Below are 16,401 nucleotides of genomic sequence, written 5' to 3'. Positions count from 1 at the left end.
TTTGATTAAATTAGAAGCAATATTATTAGTCACCCTTATCCGAGTAAAACACTGTGAAAAGAAATGCTCTCATCTTCTCATTGATCGCTCTTTTAAGCGCCTGCTCTTCTGAGCCTGTAGCTCCTTCTAAAATAGAAACTCCAGCCAGCACTCAGGTCACCACCCCCGTGACAGAAGAAATTCCTGAAATTGTGAATCTCGATGAAAAATTTCAAGAAGACTTAAAACCAATTTGGGACGATTACTTTAAAGAAGACTACACAGATACCCGCGCCATTGATGTTTTTGTTGTCACCAACAGAAAATCAAAAACCGGAAACTTTGGGTGTACAAACAATACTTATGGCGTTGCCTTAGATAAAGTAACCAGCTTTGGTATTTGTAAAATCAATGTCCCAAAAAACCACAGCACTGGAGAATTAACATTCACCAAAGACGGGCGTCAATCCTCTCACGATTTCTTTAAAATCCTCAATGCCAAATCTCTCTCAGAGACGACTGTGTTGGATTATATGAAAAAGACAAAGAGAAACCCACTGGTCTTCGTTCATGGATTTAATGTTCGTTATGAAGAAGCACTTCTTCGTGCAGCTCAAATCACTTATGATTTAAAGTACCAAGGGCCAGTCATCCTTTTTTCATGGCCTTCTGGGGCCGGAGATGGATTCTTCGATGAACAGTTTCTTACAAGAACATATGAGAGTAACAATCAAAATGCAAAAGCTTCGATTCAAGCTTTCAGAAGTTTGATGACTTCACTGGCAAACAACAATTTAAAAGTCAATTTGGTAGTGCACTCAATGGGACATCAAGTCGTTCTTCCCGGCCTAAAAGATTTTCATAAGAGTGTAATCAATGAACTTGTTTTGAATGCTCCTGATTTTGAAGCTGCTGAGTTCCTGCGTTTAATTGATAATATTAAAGATACAAGTAAACGTATCACTCTTTACTGTTCTTATAATGACAAAGCGATGACTGCCTCAAAAACGTTCAACAATAATGACCGCATGGGAGCTTGCACTTACTCTGAAAACCTGGACACAATCAATGTGGGCCTTGTCGATAACCAGACTCTTGGCTTAGGTCATGGCTATTATTCTTCGCGTGCGATTCTAAGTGATGTCTTTCAAGTTCTTTTGGGAATTGATGCAGAAAAGAGGCTCTTTATCAGAAAGAGTGAACCTAATAGCACTGAAAAATTTTATCTAAGAAATTAATTAATGACTTTAGGGACGAGGTAGTACAATCGTCCCTTTTGTTTCATAACTCCTGCTTTGTGAGAAGCTTCGTCACCCTGGCCAAAAAAAAGATCCACTCTTCCCGCTCCACGAATAGCTCCCCCGGTGTCCTGATCAAAAACAAGACGAGGTGCTGGTGACCATGAAATCGGTTCAAGATCTTTAATACTGGCAAAAACTGGTTCTTCTACATCCAGGAAGGCCATTGCACCTTTGGGAAAGAGATGTAAATCAGTGGCAATAGTTCTGCCATCACTTACTTCCATGCCGGCATAAGTTAAAGCAAGACCGTCGAGTTTTTTAAAGAAAACATAACTTGGGTTCTTGTTTAAGATTTCCTGTTTTTCTTTTTCCGAAAGTGTATCAAGATGCTGTTTGATTTTTTGCATACTCATACTTTCAAGAGGGATGACATCAGTTAAGAACTTTCCGATGGGGATATAAGGATGTCCATTTTGGGCGGCATAACCCACGCGAATTTTTTCTCCATTTTCAAATTCAACGACCCCAGAGCCTTGAATCTGAATAAAAAAAGAATCTACTGGATCTACCCAAGCAAGCTCAAGGTTCTGCCCTTTTAGCTTCATATCGACATCAATATTCTTTCTGTCGTAATAGGGAACAAGATTTTTATTTTCCAGTCTCCCCTGCAGCACTCCAAGTTTTTCAGTCTTAGAAAACTTGTGAGCGAATTTTTTCAAATCAACAGAAATCATATCGACCGGTGTACTGTACATGGCCTGTGAATGAATTTTATTCTTGGCCTTAGAACCCTTCACCAAAGGTTCATAATAACCAGTGGCCATGACCTCACCCCAATCATCTTTCCCGTAGACTTCCATAAAATCAAAATTATCGTAAATATAACTTTGCCAGTTGTCCTGATGATTAAAAATTTCTTCGAGTGAGGCAATATACCTTTCTTTAGGGATTTTAATCTCTCCAAAGGTCATAGTCGGCATCACGAGACGCGAAGTCTTCATGACATCAATATGTTTTCTTAAGGCGATGAAAAAACTTTCTTTAGAAAGAGTGTCTGTGAAAACAGGCCTAGAAGAAGCTGGGCGCATCGATTCTTCGATGCGAGTGATTGGTGCACGGGCACAAGAAGCTAATAAAAGAGCGATCAATAGGTATTTCACCCAAAAATGATCGCTAATGATTCATTGACTGTCAAAATTAAAACTGATGACTTGGAATTCTCCAACCCGCCGCTGAAGATATCACAGTGTTAACCAGAGAATCGGCGGTATTGTCTAACTTCCCAGCTCCACGATTGACCACAATTTGTTTGATTATCTCATCAAGTAACGTTGTTTTTCCTGGCAACTGATCACCAATGGCCGAAAGCTTTTTGCCGGCTTCAGTAAAATGATTAGTCGCTGCTCCACCATTATTTCCGGCCATAATAAAAGAAGCGGCGACCTGATAAAGGTCTTGTTTTAATTTTTGTAAATTGGCCACTTCCAGTGAATTAATCTTTGGATCTAAGCTGATATTCTCAAAGGCCCACGCTTTTATTTCCGGCATACTTGTCATGTAGGCATAAAAAGGAACCACTTTATCAAAATCGTATCCCCATGAGACTTTTTTAACCACGACACCCTGGCAAACAACATTCGTTGCATCATCATCCATTGAGTGAATTGTGACATCTGAGACGGCCATAATCGTTTGCATCTTTCCATTGGCCTTGCATTGATATGTACATTCAAACTTTACCCTTCTCGGATAATTGCTATGAAAATCATTTGTCAGGTATTTTTTAGAGTCGATGATTGGGCTGCAGAAATTATTTTCTGGCAGGATGTCTTTTTTTGATTGAGCAAAGACTGATGTCACGGTTAGAGAAAGAAACATAAAGAAAAGCACTGCTTTCATTATTCTACCCTCATTTATTACGACATTCCCTTCAAAGATAACATAGGGAGGAAAGTCCAGGAGAGGTAGGATAAAGAATACATTGGGGTGTCCAAAGTTTAGACAATCGATACAGATGCAGCCTTTCTATTTTAGTGCCCCATTTTAGACATTCCTTCACACGAATAAGCACATTTTGTACAGGCTTCATAACATTCCTGCATCCAGGCTTCACTTCCGTTTTCACAATCCTTAGCACAGGCCCTGCAGATCTTTGCACACAAGCCACAAGTGTCATAATGATAATTCGATTCAATCATCATAAACTCAGCTGATGTCATGCAAATGGTGGCACACGCCTGAAGTAATTTTACGTGTTCTCTATTTATATTAGATGACTCAATGGCCTTGCTCAAAGCTTCTTCGCACACACGAAAACAGTTCAAACAATTGTCAATGCACTCTTTCATGTGTGTTTTAGTCGACTGTTCGCCATAGACTGATTGAAATTGCATATATCCTCCTTGATATGGTCGCTTAGAATTATAATTGCAACCACAATGCCGAAACGAAATGCCCCATCCACAGTCCACTTTGCTCCCATGCCTTCTTATTTTATGCCCTTAAATTCGGCATAAAGGTTGCTTTCTATAGTGCAGGCACTGATGCCCACATTAACAAGAGGTATTATATGGCAATTCAAAACAATCAGAATGAAAAACAACCTGCTCAGCAACAAGCTGGTCAACAAGGTCAACAAAGACCACAACAAGCTGGATCACAAGTGAACACAAATAAAACACAACAAGGTTCACAAGTTAATCAAAAACCAGCACAACAACAGCCGGGCAAAGCTGGACAATCTTCACAGCAAAACTGGCAAAAAGACAAAGATATGGATAGATAATCTTTAATAAAAGATGAGCTGCCCCCGACTGGGGGCAGTTTGATTTAGTCATTAAATTTTGTTCATTAGGATAAACAGCAAGTCTCATTGTTAATGCCGCTGGAAGCTTTTGCACCTAAATTTTCAACATACTCTCTTGAGACAAGGAGGTCTTATGCCCTTTACAGCATGGTCCAACGCACTTAAACCAGGACAAACAGTACCAGATAACTATGTCTTTAACGGCATGGGTTGCTCTGGAAAGAATGTCTCTCCTCCACTTCAGTGGAAAGATGCACCGAAAGACACTAAGAGTTTTGCCGTGACTGTTTTTGATCCAGATGCACCTCGAGTTGGAGGATGGTGGCATTGGGCGGTCGTGAACATCCCACCGGAAGTATCTTTACTTCCAGAGGGAGCTTCCAATGAAAACAAACTACCAGAAGGCGCTATTGAAATAGAGTCAGATTATGGAGAAAAACATTACGGTGGCCCTTGCCCCCCAGTCGGAGACAACTCTCATCATTACGTTTTTACTGTTTATGCATTAAAAAATAAAGAAGTTCACCTGAGCCCGAATTCAACACCTGGAAGTATTAAAGGGCTTCTGGAACACGAATGCCTGGCGAAATCTAGTTTTACAGTTGAGTATAAAAGATAATCTTAATGGATGATGAGTTTTTTTCTAGGATACAGTACTCCTGCTTTCACAGAGGAGTTATAAGCAATTATTCGCTTTATGCTTGTTTTGTGTTTTTTAGCAATGCTATAAAGTGATTCGCCACTTCTTGACGAAGTGGTAACGTGCTGCCTTTTTTCTAAGACGAGGCTGTTCAAATAAATCTATATAATAAACATTGGATGCCACCACTTTTTCCCCAGGTCGAAATGGCAGCTTTAAAATATCGCCTTTCCTCAAGATCGCCGAAGATGGAACTCTATTTAAATGAGAAAGAACGTAGGAATGTTTAATCCTGAATTTTTTTGAAAGCTGAGACAATTGGAATGTGTCTTATTCCACAACCCTATATCAAACGCGAACTAGCTATGGGGTCTATTAAAATCCCACCCGGCGCTTCTTCTTTATGGAAGCACAACATTTACATTATCTCCCGCTCTTCTTTAGATAAAAAGCAGTTCATTATTAAATTAATCGGGGAAATTGAGGCTGCGGTTTAATCAGCTATTTCTTACCAGCAGTACTCCGCACTCCATGTGATCAGTATATGGAAACTGATCAAAAAGCGCTAAGCGCTTAATTGAGTGAGTTGATGAAAGCACATCAAGGTTTTCAATCAACGTGTGTGGATTGCATGAAATATAAAGAATGCGTTCATATTTTTGAACCAGTGCCACTGTGTTGGCATCTAGGCCAGCTCTTGGAGGATCGACGAAAATAGTACTGCACTCGTAATCAGAGAGATTAATTCCTCTCAGTCGCTGGTACTCTCTTTTTCCGGCCATGGCATCGCTGAAGTCTTCGGCCGACATACGAATGATTTGAAGATTAGTTACACCATTGACTTCGATGTTGTATTGAGCGGCCTCAACTGAAGGTCCTGCAAGTTCGGTTGCCAGCACTTTTCTAAAATTCGAGGCAAGAGCAATCGAGAAATTTCCGTTCCCGCAGTAAAGCTCCAGCAGATCTCCTGTGCTCTCTTTTGTACAGTCAATCGCCCATTCCAGCATCTTTATGGCCACTCGAGCATTAGGTTGCGTGAAGCTATTTTCAATTTGCTTATAAATTAGTTTCTTGCCTTTAACAGGAAGCTCTTCAAGAACAAAGTCGCGGTCCAGGTCAATTTTCTGCTTGCGAGCGCGTCCGACCAGATTCACTTTAAACCTTGCCGAAAGCCTTTCTTTTAGAAGTTTCGCCTCTGTGATCCAGTTATCATCAAGTTGGCGATGATAAAGAAGACTCACTAAAATCTCCCCACTCAACGTTGAGAGAAAATCAACCTGGAATAGTTTTTTTCTTAAAGCAAGATTTGGTCTTAGCTCTTCCATTAAGGCCTTCATCATATCGTTGATTAAAAGGCTAACTGGAAGGTATTGATCAGTTCTGATTTTTTGGTCCTGAACTTTATCGAACATGTAGTAGTACATGTCCTCTCCCTCGTGCCAGACGCGGAATTCCGCTCGCATACGGTAGTGGGCTTCAGGAGACGCAAAGACCTCTGCTTCCATTGATGTAAACGGTTTAAAAAGCTCTTTAAGCTTAAGGCGTTTCGCCTCTAGCTGTGAAGCATACAGAGTGGTGTCTAGTGCATTTAAATCCATAAGGCCGAGTATGGCCCAAAAGGTCTCTTTTGACCAGCTTCTTTCTCTCTATTGAAGGGCCAGAAGTTGTGGTTTACTGGTCTTTTTAAAGCCTGTGATATTGGATTTCTCCAGTTTCTTCATCCGGCGCTCAAGCTTAGTGAGATAGAGCCCTTTATATTTTTTAGTTTTCGAGTGGTAACGGGCGTACCATCTGCGGTCGTTTTTCTCATAGCGGTCTTTAAGTAAAGTCAGAATCTGGGCCATCGTATCTAGGGCGTAAACTTCATCTCTCTTTAGCCTCTCGCTATCGATTAATGGTTTTTTCATGCGCTCAAATTCTTTGTTCCATACATCCACATTAATCTGTGCCAGAGATAAATCCCCGCTTGAAGACACGGCATTTTGATTGAAACTACTTTCTGTATCAATAATAGATAAAACAATCTGCGGTGGAATATTATACTTATTTAAAACAGAGTGAATCTTCATCGACAATTGATGTTTTTGGGCCTTGCTCATTGTAGGTTTTAGAGTCTTCATCATTTTAGCAATGACCACAGGTTTATTGGGAATATAGGCCTTATCAAAATTCCCAAATTCATCATCGTAGACATTATCTAATTTGACTGGCTCCAGACCTTTCGCATTTTTGGCATTTCTAACATTTGAATAAACACCAATAGCTAATGTCGAAAGCAGAACAAACTTTAAGAAGAGTTCTTTTTCCTGAATTGTTGTTACATATGTTGTTAGTGTTTTCATATCTACATTATAAAATGCGACATGAATGAGTAAGTCCGAAATATCGCCTTTTTTCGGTATACCAGCTAGTTAAAAAAAACCAGCTATTTATAAGTGATGAGAATAAGACGTGTTGAACTTAGAGATTTTTCCTAAATGTGGCCACTGATGGTGGCAGATGAGAGCTAAGTGAAAGGCTTCACTTTCCCTAAAGAAAGTGAAGCCCTCATCATTATTTTTCTAGTACGCCCTCAGAAAGAATTTGAATTGTCACTTCATCACCAACTGCTGGACCGATATCAATTTTATCGTTGTAATTGATGTGAAAATCCTTGCGGTTAATTTTAGTATTTGCTGAAACGGCAGCTCTTGTTCCCCCCCATGGGTCTTTAGCTGATCCAGTGTACTTCCCGACTAAAACAACTTCTTTAGTGACATCTTTAATCGTTAAGTCTCCAGTGACTCTAAAGCTTGAGAGAGAACCGGTAAACTTTTTACTCTTGAAAGTCATCGTTGGGTATTTGGCGGCATCAAAGAAATCCGGGCTTTTTAGATGCTCATCTCTTTTAGCAACGGCGGTATCAATTGAGTTAATAGGAATAGTGACATCAATAGTGCTCTTACTGATATTATCAGAAAGCATGAATGTTCCTTCGACATCGTTAAATCGTCCTTGGACTTCCGACACCACAAAGTGCTTAATCAAAAAAGACACACGTGTGTGAGCAGGGTCAATCTTGTAGGTCCCCGGAGTAAGTTTTAATCCGACGGCAAAAACATTAGAAGAAATGAGAAGTGATAGAAAGAGAGCTGACAATGTAGATTTCATAAGACCTCCTTAAGTAAAAAAAGTCTAACAAACAACTCATAGACAGTCAGCCTTTGAATGATAAATTAAGCTTAGGGCCTCTTCCTCTGTTTGACTCGTGCCAATGACACAATTCTTTTCTCTATCCAATCGCACAGAGTAAAGAACAGACGTGCCTGTTCCATTTTCTGCATCAACAACACTTAAACGATAAATCAGACCGGCCCACTCAATTGACCCGACGCCATCTGCATCGATAGTGTGTCGATAAAGCCACTCGATTTTATCTGAACCTGGGGCATGAAAATTTCCCGGACGTTGTAAATTAATTTGCACACCGTTAAAAACAAGCTTCGGCCCGTAACGAAGATCTCCACTTTCGATGTAGAGTTGGTAACCACCAAAAGACCTGCACTCTGCTTCATGGAAATCAATAGGTGCTTGGTCAGTTGCTTCAGAAATGACTACGCAGTCTTTTTGAATATCAGTGTAAGTGCTCTTCCATTACCAATCTGGGGCAAAAGAAAAACTCATGAGTAGAAAATAAAAAGGAACTATCAGTAGGGATTTCATTTTTTTCTCCTGTTAAAAAACAACATAGAACGCTACTTTTTTTCTTTCTCTTCTACAATATGAAGAAGAGAATTTAATAAAAAAATAAAGCAGCTCTCTAGTTGTCCTTTAACAAGAGTTATACCGAATCAACAATTATTTATTCAATGCATTTAGCTTCAGCGATTTTTCCAACAACTAACTTATTTGTTGCGATTTTTCCGCCATTTGGAGTTGTGATGACTTCGCCAACGGCCTTTACTTTAACAACAGTCTCACAACGCCAGTCTAGTTTTGCCGTTTCAACTGTCACTGAGAATTCATTAAGTTTTGTATTTTCTACTGCTACTTTTAAGAAAGTTTCAGTCTGGGCCTTATCCATTACTTTTGATAGAACTTCAGGAGCTAAAACAGCTCTGGCCGCATCAGCATTTCCATAAACGGCAAGCTTAGCAAACGATGGAACAGAAAGAACCATTAGAGAAGCGATCAGAAGTGATTTCATAAGTCCTCCAAATTAAACCTTTTTATATGTTGAAAAAACGCCTCCTTTATAAATAAGTTTTGCCTTTTTCACTAGGGCTCCTGAATTTTTTACACCAGAGCTCCATAGGAGAAGAAACGTGCTACAAGAAGCCAAATTCTTTAAAACAACTTGGGAGAAACTATGAAAAAGACTATCGTTATTGCCGCTTTATCACTATCAACAACTCTTGCTTCTGCTGCTACATTCTCTGAGCAGACTCTGGCAAACTCAACAATCCAAACTGTTGCGAATGTTGTTGCCAACATGATCGTTATTTCAAGCCAGGCTTCTTCAATCGCTACGACTGAAAACAGAAAAATGGAAGCGCAAATGATTCAAAATGATATCCAGGACTACGCTGTGAACGGAACAATCAGCGTGTACCTTGCTTCTAAAATTGACATGGTAAAATCAGTGAATGCTGAGCTTTCGACAGAAGAGTCGATTGACGTTTTAATCCTGGCTTCTGAATCAATTCTTAACTAGTAAAAAAATCCACCAGGTGCGCATAAGCCTGGTGGATTCTTTACTCATACTATTCGCGGAGCTCGCGCCTCGCGACCAAGTGATAACTTCCAATTTACCATATCATAATAACTAAAAGCATGAACGGTTTTGAAAGAGGGATAGACTTGTAGTCACAACTCTCTACTCCATCTTTAATCTGATGAACAAAAGCTGTTTCGTCGTGGGCCTTCAAACCAAAGCCGATAGCGATCTGGCCATTTTTCCCTGGGGAAGGCACTTCATTCTTTTTTAATGGACAGTGTGGCCGTCATGACCGCCTTCGCTTTCCATATTATTCGCTTCCGGATCGTCATCTTCGGCCACTTCACTATTTACGTTGGCCGAAGCGCTCTTTTCTTCTTTTTTCATATCCTCTGCGACTTTAGGTGCTTCAGGTATGGTTCCCATTTCTAGCTCCACTGCTTTTGTTGGTTCAGGTTTTGGTTTTGGAACTTTATAGTGATTGACTCTGTCGTATACGCCACATAAATGGCCTTCATCGTCGATAATTGCCAGATGCTCCAGATGATTATCATCGAGAATTCTTTGACATTCTTCCAGCGTAATATTCTCTCTTGCCGTCACGGACACTGGTTTCATGCATTGTTCAGCGTTCAAACTTGAGGGAACTACACTTTGCTCAAAAGACTTGGCAGAAATATCATTGCCATAGATGACTCCCACTAAGTGGCGCTCAAGCATCGTATCAACGACTAAAATTTCCTTGGAGTCGTTGTCTTCCATGATCTTTTTTATATTCTCAATGCTGGTCAAGGGTGTGCACACCGGCGTGTCCACCGTCATGTATTCTTTGATAAGACTCATAAACTTCTCCTTTTTGATAAACAGCTAATGCGTTTAGTGTTGCATATCCAAAAGTTGTATTGTCGAAAATACACCAAACATCTGATGTAAATGTTTTCATTTCTCTGACCAGATTATCTAAATACACCGGCGAGTAATCGCTAATATACATCTCGGGACTTCCATGCAAACGGTAGTATTCGATCTCATTTTCAAATTCTCCAGGGCACTTTTCCGGGTCAGCCGTGACCTTGGAGATTCGGTATTTTTTCATCAGTTTGATAGCATCCCGATAAAGCCATGTAGAGTTTCTTGCTTCCAGGACAATCGGCCCTTCATGAACTGTTCTTATGACCTCATAAAACTTCTCCATCCTTTCAGCATGGAAACTTTGTCCAGCAGGAAATTGAAGTAAAAGCGGCCCTAATTTTTCTCCCAGCTCTTTAATCACCGTGAGATTGGCCATTAACTCTTCACGGTCAATGATAAGATCGCTCTTATGGGTAAAACGCTGGTTGAGTTTGACACTGAATCGGAAATGATCAGGAGTCGTTCTCGCCCAACGCTGATATGTTTCAGGTTTGTGATCGCGGTAGAATGAAGTGTTAATCTCCACTGCATTCAAACGATTAGCATAGCGCTCAAGCACTGTTCCTTCTTTTAAAAAAGACCCCTCGGCTATTTTAGGGATGTTCCACGATGCCGTTCCAATATACATCATTGTAAATAACTCTCTTCTTGTTCTTGAACCGGGTTATTATTGATATCCTCTTCTTCATGTGGAGTTTTTCCACTTGTTTCTTGAGCGATAGACTCCTTTTCTTTTTTCGTCTCTGGATTTTTTTTGACTGGAATTTGAGTTTGCACAACAGGTTTCGCCTCTATCTTGGTTGGAACTAAATCCACTGGTCCCACTGGAATAATCTGAGACGGGTTCACCTGAACTTGCGAGAAGTAATAATGGGCCTTGATGTGCTCGAAGTTTGTTGTCTCTCTGAATTCTTTAATATCGTAAAGATTTCTTACATAACGAGACAAATTCTTATAGTCGCGAATCATCCTTTGGTTACACTTGAAGTGCAGGTAATAAACGGGATCAAAACGAATAAGAGTCGTATACAGGCGAACATCAGCTTCAGTGAGGATAGCACCAACTAGCGTATCCTTTCCCTCAAGACGCTCTTCGATCTTATCCAGGGCCGCAAAAAGGTTTTTAACGGCCGAATCATAAGCAGCTTGAGTCTGAGCGAAGCCCGCCTTGTAAACACCATTGTTAATGTTGTCATATACAAAAGAATTAACTTGATCAATTTCGGATCTAAGAGCTTCTGGATAAAAGTCATTTTTATCTCCTGTGATCTTATCGAAGGCATGATTAAAAATGCGGATGATCTCAGAAGACTCGGAGTTAACTATCGTTTGGGTCTTTTTATCAAAGAGCACTGGCACGGTTACTTTTCCGGTGAAATTTGAATCAGATTTCTGATAGACCTGGTACAAGTATTTTTTATGAAGAACACTATCGGGCTCAACACCTTCGAAATCATCTTTGAATGACCATCCTCTCTCCATCATCAGCGGACTAACGATAGATTTAGTAATGATGCCTTCTAATTTTTTTAATTTAAGAAATATATAAGTACGGCTTGCCCAAGGACAGGCCAGTGAGAGATATAAATGATAACGGCCTGGTTCAGGAGTATATTTGCCCCCTTCAATAATTACATCGCGAAATTTTTGTTCATCACGTTTAAACTCTCCACTCTTTGATTTTGGGATAAGATCCTCGATTACCCACTTTCCGTTTTTTAATTTCCCCATCTTTAAGGCTCCTTATAATGAGGAAAAGATCCACATAGATGCTATGTGCAGAAGCATCAAATCCTCTTAATAAGCGAATATTGCAATCTACGCGCCATTGGCATACGAAATGCATTAAATCTTAGCAGGAGGGTCGATCAAAGTTCATGGCCACACCAAACGAAATTACCAACATTGCACTCTTTTGCGATTTCGAGAATATTGTTCTGGGAGCAAAGGAAACAAAATACCCTCATTTCAACATCCAGCTTATTCTTGAGCGCCTTCTCTTAAAGGGAAGCATTGTTGTGAAAAAAGCTTATTGTGATTGGGATCGTTATAAAGACTTCAAACGAGATATGCATGAAGCTGCTTTTGAGCTCATTGAAATCCCTCACACCCGGCAATCAGGAAAAAATTCTGCCGATATACGCATGGTCGTCGATGCTCTCGATCTTTGTTATACAAAATCCCATGTCGACACTTTTGTTATTCTCAGCGGTGATTCGGATTTTTCTCCATTAGTTTCTAAACTGAGAGAGAATGACAAGCATGTGATAGGTATAGGTGTCCGCGATGCGACTTCGACTCTCCTCAGTGCCAACTGCGATGAGTTTATTTTTTACGATGACTTAATGAGAACTCAAACTCCTTCTAAAAAATCCGAAGTGAGTAAATCTCCAGAGAAAACAGTCAGCAAAAAACAAGAGGCACTCGACTTCATTTGCGAGACCATCGAAGCACTCACCGAAGAGCGGGGCGAAGAAGAGTTTTGGGGCTCAATGGTCAAGCTCACCATGAAAAGGAGACAACCGGGATTTAACGAGTCTGCCTATGGTTATGCTTCCTTTAGAGAATTAGTTGAAGATGCCCAAAAGAAGAATCTCCTCATCATGCACCGACAGGAACGCTCCGGCCAGTACACCATTCGTCTAGCACATGCCGATGAATAGGTCTCCAATTTGCATATCAAATAATCAAGAGGAATATTTCCTTTTAAAATATCCAAGGAGGAAAACAATGGAAAAAGATTTATTAAAAGAAAGCGGAAGAACTCAGGGGATTGCGCCTTCTTCTACATCAGCGCGTGAAGGAACAATGACAAAAGTCATTGAGCGCCAGACAGCGAAAATACCTTCAACTTATTTCTTAGCTGCCGCCGGCGGAGCGATTGCCGTTTCACTTGGGCTTGCCATCATGAATGAGAAAAAAGGATGGGCAAATTTTGTAGGTAACTGGGTGCCAACGCTGCTTCTACTCGGGATTTACAACAAGATTGTTAAAACTCATGGGTCTGATAAAACGGATAACTTAAGACAACTACACTAATCAATGTTACCGGGCCCAAGGCCCGGTAATAAAAAATTATGAACACAAAAAAGCACTTAAAAAAATTTATCGATGATGTCGACAGGCATGACATCTTTACTCTTTCAGGATCGCTGGCCTACACAACGGCTTTAGCGTTGGCGCCCTTTGTTCTAATTCTCCTATCCATTGCCTCTATTCTGACTCCTGATATTCAGGATAAAATCTATCTCCAACTGGCCTCTTCGATTGGAGAGAAGGCCGGACAAACTGTTATTGATATTGTCCAGAACGCTAAAAAAAATTCATCTTTTTCCGGTATTTCTGGAATCATCGGTTTTGTGATTCTTGTCATTTCCGCCTCAGCTATTTTTATTCAGCTCAAAGTGGCCTTAAATAAAATCAATGACCACGACACTTCTAAAGATAAGTCAGGTTTCTGGGTCTTTATTAAAGATCGCTTTCTCTCAATGGGACTGGTTTTTGGTTTTGCTTTCCTGTCCATTGTTTCATTAATCGCTTCAACTGCAATTTCCGTCGTCTTTCAAGGTACAGAAGGTATTTTCTGGCAGGGAGTTTCACTACTGGTAAACTTAATTATTTTCTCTGTTCTTTTTACGGCGATTTTTAAAGTGATCCCTTCTGACAAACTGGATTGGAGACGCTGCCGCATTTCCGGAATCGTCAGCGCAATCTTTTACTTAATCGGAAAAAATTTAATTAGCCTCTATCTTGCCCATGCAGGTCTAGAATCGTCTTACGGAGCTGCTGGCTCACTAGTCGCTTTTTTGGTCTGGGTTTACTACAGCTCACTCACATTGCTGGTAAGCTATGAATTCACTCGCAATATGGTTTTATACCAGAAGGAGCAAGAGAAAATTTTCAATCCCAAGGAGAAAGTTGTATGATCAAAACAAGCGATAAAAAGCGTCATAACGAAGAAGAAGATCACCCGTACATCTCACATATCCCCAACGATCAACCGATCCCTTCCCGCAATCCTGATAAGACGCCTCCGGAAATCCCAGTGGATGAGCCGACCATTCCCGGACCAAAGGATCCGCCGATCAGAGAGCCTAATCGCAAACCAAAAATCCGCGTTTTAAATATTCAATAAGGAGCAGTTATTTCTATACAACATGGAACTCAACCTGATCCACATCCCAATAAAAAAGATTCGCGAACAAAGGCCATCCGAGAGAGAAAACAACAAACGCAATCCTGTTTAGGAAAAAGAGTTTTTTAGTCTGTTGAGTTTGGTCTCAAAAAAAGTGTAAGATGAGGCATGCACCTTCCAGGGCTCCTTGATTACCACGACAAGAATCTTCTCCCTAAAGACGGCACTCTTGAGTACCTTTATCCTTTTTTTACTCCTGAAGAATCGGAAACATTTTTTAAGGTTCTACATGCCCAAGTCAATTGGGTTCAGGATAAAATGGAAATTTATGACAAAGTCCATCCGCTTCCCCGTTTAATCTGCTGGTACAGTGAGAATGATCAATGGCTTCCCGAGCTTCTTGTCATCAAAGAAAAAATCGAAGAATTTACCGGCCTTACTTTCAATACGGTTTTGTTAAATCTCTATCGCAACGAAAGAGATCATGTGTCTTGGCACTCTGACAAATACAAGAACCCCGATGATGTAAAAAATATCGTTTCCATCTCATTCGGTGAAACTAGAAAGTTCCAGGTAAAACATAAAAAGGATAAAACCCTTGCTACTATTTCTGTGGAACTCATGTCCGGCTCGATGGTAATTATGAAAGAAATGCAGCAGGCGTGGATTCATCGCGTGGCCCTGACGACAAAACCGAAAGGGCCACGGATTAATCTGACATTTAGAAATATCAAAAAAGACTAAACTATTTTTTGTATTTATCTGGTTCGTTTAAGAATAGGTCTTTTGATTAGTACCTTCTTTTTTATCCGGATTATCATTGATGGGAAAAGCATCAGTATAATTGTTTCCCATTTAAACTTCCTTACTCTTTTGGAACTTTGCTCTCATCCACTCTCACTTCAATTTCTACACGACGGTTCTGTTGGCGTCCTGAACTCGTCTTATTGTCGGCGACAGGATTGCTTGGCCCTTTACCATAAGAAGCCATCGTTGATTCCGGGAGCCCGGATGCTACAAGTTGCTCTCTAACCGCCTTAGCTCTTCTCTCAGAAAGGGCCTCATTAACTGCGAGTGTTCCAGTGCTGTCAGTGTAGCCATTAATTGTCAAAACGTTTTCAGGATACTTCTTCATGATGTCGGCCATCTGCTGAAGATTTGTTTTTGCCTGAGGTTTTAGTTCCGCTCTTCCTGTATCGAAGAGAATGTCACTTTTTAATTTAGTGATTAATCCTTCATCTGTACGCTTGGTCTCCGCGATTTGTCTTAACTCTTTAGCTTGTTTATCCATGCGGCTTCCGATGATCGCACCAGTCACTCCACCGACGCCTGCACCAATGATGGCCCCTTTTTCTTTACCAATAACAGCGCCGACGGCTCCACCGGCAACAGCACCTATGGCCGTTCCTCTGTAAGCATTTTTCTTTTCACTGCTAGCGCAGCCAACAACTAAAATGAGAATTAAAACAAGATTCAAGATTTTCATTTTACTTTTACCTCTGATGAATGGGCCTTAACATGCTGGCCACGCCCTTGCCCGTTATTCTTTTTTAAATGCTTGCTAAAACCCTGGATCTCTCCCGGCGCTCTACTTTGATTGGGCATTTTGTCCAGCAGTCTGCGCTCTTCTTGTCTATGAGACTGGGCTTTTTTTTCTTTCATTATCTCCTCCTTAATTTACTGAACTATTTTGACAGTTAATTCGTTTTCCACATCATCGACACCGGGCAATTCTCTGATTGTTGACTCAATGAAGTCCAAAGATTCCTCGGTATCAACCACTCCAGTGAGTCGGACAATGCCATCATAGACATGTACATCAATGCTACTTTCTTCGCCCACTGCTTTGTAAATTTCCTTTCTTATCTGTTCATTTGATTTGATTACAATGTTTCTCTCACTCATGAGTAAACCTCCTAACTGGCCCCCTATAATTAACTAAGCAAAACCCAAGCCATATATTTATGAGAAGTACCGGCATTCTTGAACCTT

Annotated in this window: 24 protein-coding genes and 1 pseudogene; 10 read left to right on the top strand and 15 right to left on the bottom strand. The window is 40.5% G+C overall.

The annotated features are described in order from the left end of the window. The first annotated feature begins 53 nt into the window (after positions 1-53). Positions 54-1,217: an alpha/beta hydrolase gene (locus ACN20O_RS12825; RefSeq protein WP_491634317.1), complete on the top strand. Its 1,164-nt coding sequence runs from the start codon at positions 54-56 to the stop codon at positions 1,215-1,217. Here the strand turns inward: ACN20O_RS12825 and mltA are convergent. From mltA to ACN20O_RS12810, 3 genes are all read right to left on the bottom strand, one after another. Then, entirely contained in the window at positions 1,214-2,380 is a 1,167-nt protein-coding gene (gene mltA / locus ACN20O_RS12820; RefSeq protein WP_491634316.1) for a murein transglycosylase A, read from the bottom strand. The genes ACN20O_RS12825 and mltA overlap by 4 nt on opposite strands. Before the next feature lie 37 nt (positions 2,381-2,417). After that, complete coding sequence (locus ACN20O_RS12815) at positions 2,418-3,119, bottom strand: hypothetical protein (protein ID WP_491634315.1); 702 nt, start codon at positions 3,117-3,119, stop codon at positions 2,418-2,420. 131 nt (positions 3,120-3,250) lie between these two features. Beyond that, the gene (locus ACN20O_RS12810; protein ID WP_491634314.1) at positions 3,251-3,613 is read right to left on the bottom strand and encodes a four-helix bundle copper-binding protein; all 363 of its coding nucleotides are present in this window, start codon (positions 3,611-3,613) and stop codon (positions 3,251-3,253) included. 176 nt (positions 3,614-3,789) lie between these two features. Between ACN20O_RS12810 and ACN20O_RS12805 the strand changes: the two genes are divergently transcribed. The 3 genes from ACN20O_RS12805 to ACN20O_RS12795 all read left to right on the top strand — a co-directional run bounded on the left by ACN20O_RS12805 (position 3,790) and on the right by ACN20O_RS12795 (position 5,163). Next, a complete protein-coding gene (locus tag ACN20O_RS12805) occupies positions 3,790-4,005 on the top strand; it encodes a hypothetical protein (protein ID WP_491634313.1) in 216 nt (71 codons plus the stop codon). Positions 4,006-4,159: 154 nt separating this feature from the next. After that, positions 4,160-4,645: a YbhB/YbcL family Raf kinase inhibitor-like protein gene (locus ACN20O_RS12800; RefSeq protein WP_491634312.1), complete on the top strand. Its 486-nt coding sequence runs from the start codon at positions 4,160-4,162 to the stop codon at positions 4,643-4,645. Between the two features lie 323 nt (positions 4,646-4,968). Next, positions 4,969-5,163 carry a hypothetical protein gene (locus ACN20O_RS12795; protein ID WP_491634311.1) on the top strand — a complete coding sequence of 65 codons (195 nt, stop codon included), beginning with the start codon at positions 4,969-4,971 and terminating at the stop codon, positions 5,161-5,163. Here ACN20O_RS12795 and trmA read toward each other — a convergent pair whose 3' ends face one another. The 5 genes from trmA to ACN20O_RS12770 form a co-directional block, all read right to left on the bottom strand. Then, positions 5,164-6,264, bottom strand: a complete 1,101-nt coding sequence (trmA, locus tag ACN20O_RS12790; protein WP_491634310.1) for a tRNA (uridine(54)-C5)-methyltransferase TrmA — start codon at positions 6,262-6,264, stop codon at positions 5,164-5,166. Positions 6,265-6,312: 48 nt separating this feature from the next. Continuing rightward, positions 6,313-7,008 (bottom strand): transglycosylase SLT domain-containing protein, encoded by a 696-nt coding sequence (locus tag ACN20O_RS12785; RefSeq protein WP_491634309.1) that lies wholly within the window; start codon positions 7,006-7,008, stop codon positions 6,313-6,315. A gap of 211 nt (positions 7,009-7,219) precedes the next feature. Beyond that, the gene (locus ACN20O_RS12780; protein WP_491634308.1) at positions 7,220-7,816 is read right to left on the bottom strand and encodes a YceI family protein; all 597 of its coding nucleotides are present in this window, start codon (positions 7,814-7,816) and stop codon (positions 7,220-7,222) included. 36 nt (positions 7,817-7,852) lie between these two features. Next, entirely contained in the window at positions 7,853-8,131 is a 279-nt protein-coding gene (locus ACN20O_RS12775; RefSeq protein WP_491634307.1) for a hypothetical protein, read from the bottom strand. Positions 8,132-8,507: 376 nt separating this feature from the next. Next, positions 8,508-8,852, bottom strand: a complete 345-nt coding sequence (locus ACN20O_RS12770) for a hypothetical protein (RefSeq protein WP_491634306.1) — start codon at positions 8,850-8,852, stop codon at positions 8,508-8,510. A 162-nt stretch (positions 8,853-9,014) separates the two neighbouring features. On the opposite strand from ACN20O_RS12770, the gene ACN20O_RS12765 reads away from it, so the two are divergent. After that, positions 9,015-9,359, top strand: a complete 345-nt coding sequence (locus ACN20O_RS12765; protein WP_491634305.1) for a hypothetical protein — start codon at positions 9,015-9,017, stop codon at positions 9,357-9,359. A gap of 94 nt (positions 9,360-9,453) precedes the next feature. Here ACN20O_RS12765 and ACN20O_RS12760 read toward each other — a convergent pair whose 3' ends face one another. The 4 genes and pseudogenes from ACN20O_RS12760 to ACN20O_RS12745 form a co-directional block, all read right to left on the bottom strand. After that, positions 9,454-9,618, bottom strand: a complete 165-nt coding sequence (locus tag ACN20O_RS12760) for a hypothetical protein (protein WP_491634304.1) — start codon at positions 9,616-9,618, stop codon at positions 9,454-9,456. 11 nt (positions 9,619-9,629) lie between these two features. After that, positions 9,630-10,205: a CBS domain-containing protein gene (locus tag ACN20O_RS12755; protein WP_491634303.1), complete on the bottom strand. Its 576-nt coding sequence runs from the start codon at positions 10,203-10,205 to the stop codon at positions 9,630-9,632. Continuing rightward, positions 10,141-10,905, bottom strand: coding sequence for a DUF72 domain-containing protein (locus tag ACN20O_RS12750; RefSeq protein ID WP_491634302.1), 765 nt, complete (start codon positions 10,903-10,905; stop codon positions 10,141-10,143). Before ACN20O_RS12750 ends, ACN20O_RS12755 begins: the two co-directional genes overlap by 65 nt. 185 nt (positions 10,906-11,090) lie before the next feature. Continuing rightward, a pseudogene (locus tag ACN20O_RS12745) lies at positions 11,091-12,005 on the bottom strand (glutathione S-transferase family protein); the annotation flags it as partial. Between the two features lie 146 nt (positions 12,006-12,151). Here ACN20O_RS12745 and ACN20O_RS12740 point away from each other — a divergent pair. The 5 genes from ACN20O_RS12740 (at position 12,152) to ACN20O_RS12720 (ending at position 15,153) form a co-directional block, all read left to right on the top strand. Beyond that, on the top strand, positions 12,152-12,937 hold the full coding sequence (locus ACN20O_RS12740; RefSeq protein WP_491634301.1) for an NYN domain-containing protein: 786 nt from the start codon (positions 12,152-12,154) through the stop codon (positions 12,935-12,937). Positions 12,938-13,004: 67 nt separating this feature from the next. Next, entirely contained in the window at positions 13,005-13,313 is a 309-nt protein-coding gene (locus tag ACN20O_RS12735; protein ID WP_491634300.1) for a hypothetical protein, read from the top strand. 38 nt (positions 13,314-13,351) lie between these two features. After that, positions 13,352-14,200 (top strand): YihY/virulence factor BrkB family protein, encoded by an 849-nt coding sequence (locus ACN20O_RS12730; protein ID WP_491634299.1) that lies wholly within the window; start codon positions 13,352-13,354, stop codon positions 14,198-14,200. Continuing rightward, positions 14,197-14,409 carry a hypothetical protein gene (locus ACN20O_RS12725; RefSeq protein WP_491634298.1) on the top strand — a complete coding sequence of 71 codons (213 nt, stop codon included), beginning with the start codon at positions 14,197-14,199 and terminating at the stop codon, positions 14,407-14,409. Before ACN20O_RS12730 ends, ACN20O_RS12725 begins: the two co-directional genes overlap by 4 nt. Positions 14,410-14,577: 168 nt before the next feature. Then, entirely contained in the window at positions 14,578-15,153 is a 576-nt protein-coding gene (locus ACN20O_RS12720) for an alpha-ketoglutarate-dependent dioxygenase AlkB family protein (RefSeq protein WP_491634297.1), read from the top strand. Between the two features lie 121 nt (positions 15,154-15,274). On the opposite strand, the gene ACN20O_RS12715 is transcribed toward ACN20O_RS12720, so the two are convergent. The 3 genes from ACN20O_RS12715 to ACN20O_RS12705 are packed head-to-tail and all read right to left on the bottom strand — an operon-like array spanning position 15,275 to position 16,314. Beyond that, positions 15,275-15,895: a YiaD family glycine zipper/OmpA-like lipoprotein gene (locus tag ACN20O_RS12715; protein WP_491634296.1), complete on the bottom strand. Its 621-nt coding sequence runs from the start codon at positions 15,893-15,895 to the stop codon at positions 15,275-15,277. Then, a complete protein-coding gene (locus ACN20O_RS12710; RefSeq protein ID WP_491634295.1) occupies positions 15,892-16,071 on the bottom strand; it encodes a hypothetical protein in 180 nt (59 codons plus the stop codon). Before ACN20O_RS12710 ends, ACN20O_RS12715 begins: the two co-directional genes overlap by 4 nt. Before the next feature lie 15 nt (positions 16,072-16,086). Continuing rightward, positions 16,087-16,314, bottom strand: a complete 228-nt coding sequence (locus tag ACN20O_RS12705; protein ID WP_491634294.1) for a BON domain-containing protein — start codon at positions 16,312-16,314, stop codon at positions 16,087-16,089. Between the last annotated feature and the right edge of the window lie 87 nt (positions 16,315-16,401).

The organism is Bacteriovorax sp. As-1 (genome assembly GCF_058446905.1).
This window is presented reverse-complemented; position numbering and strand designations above follow the sequence as displayed.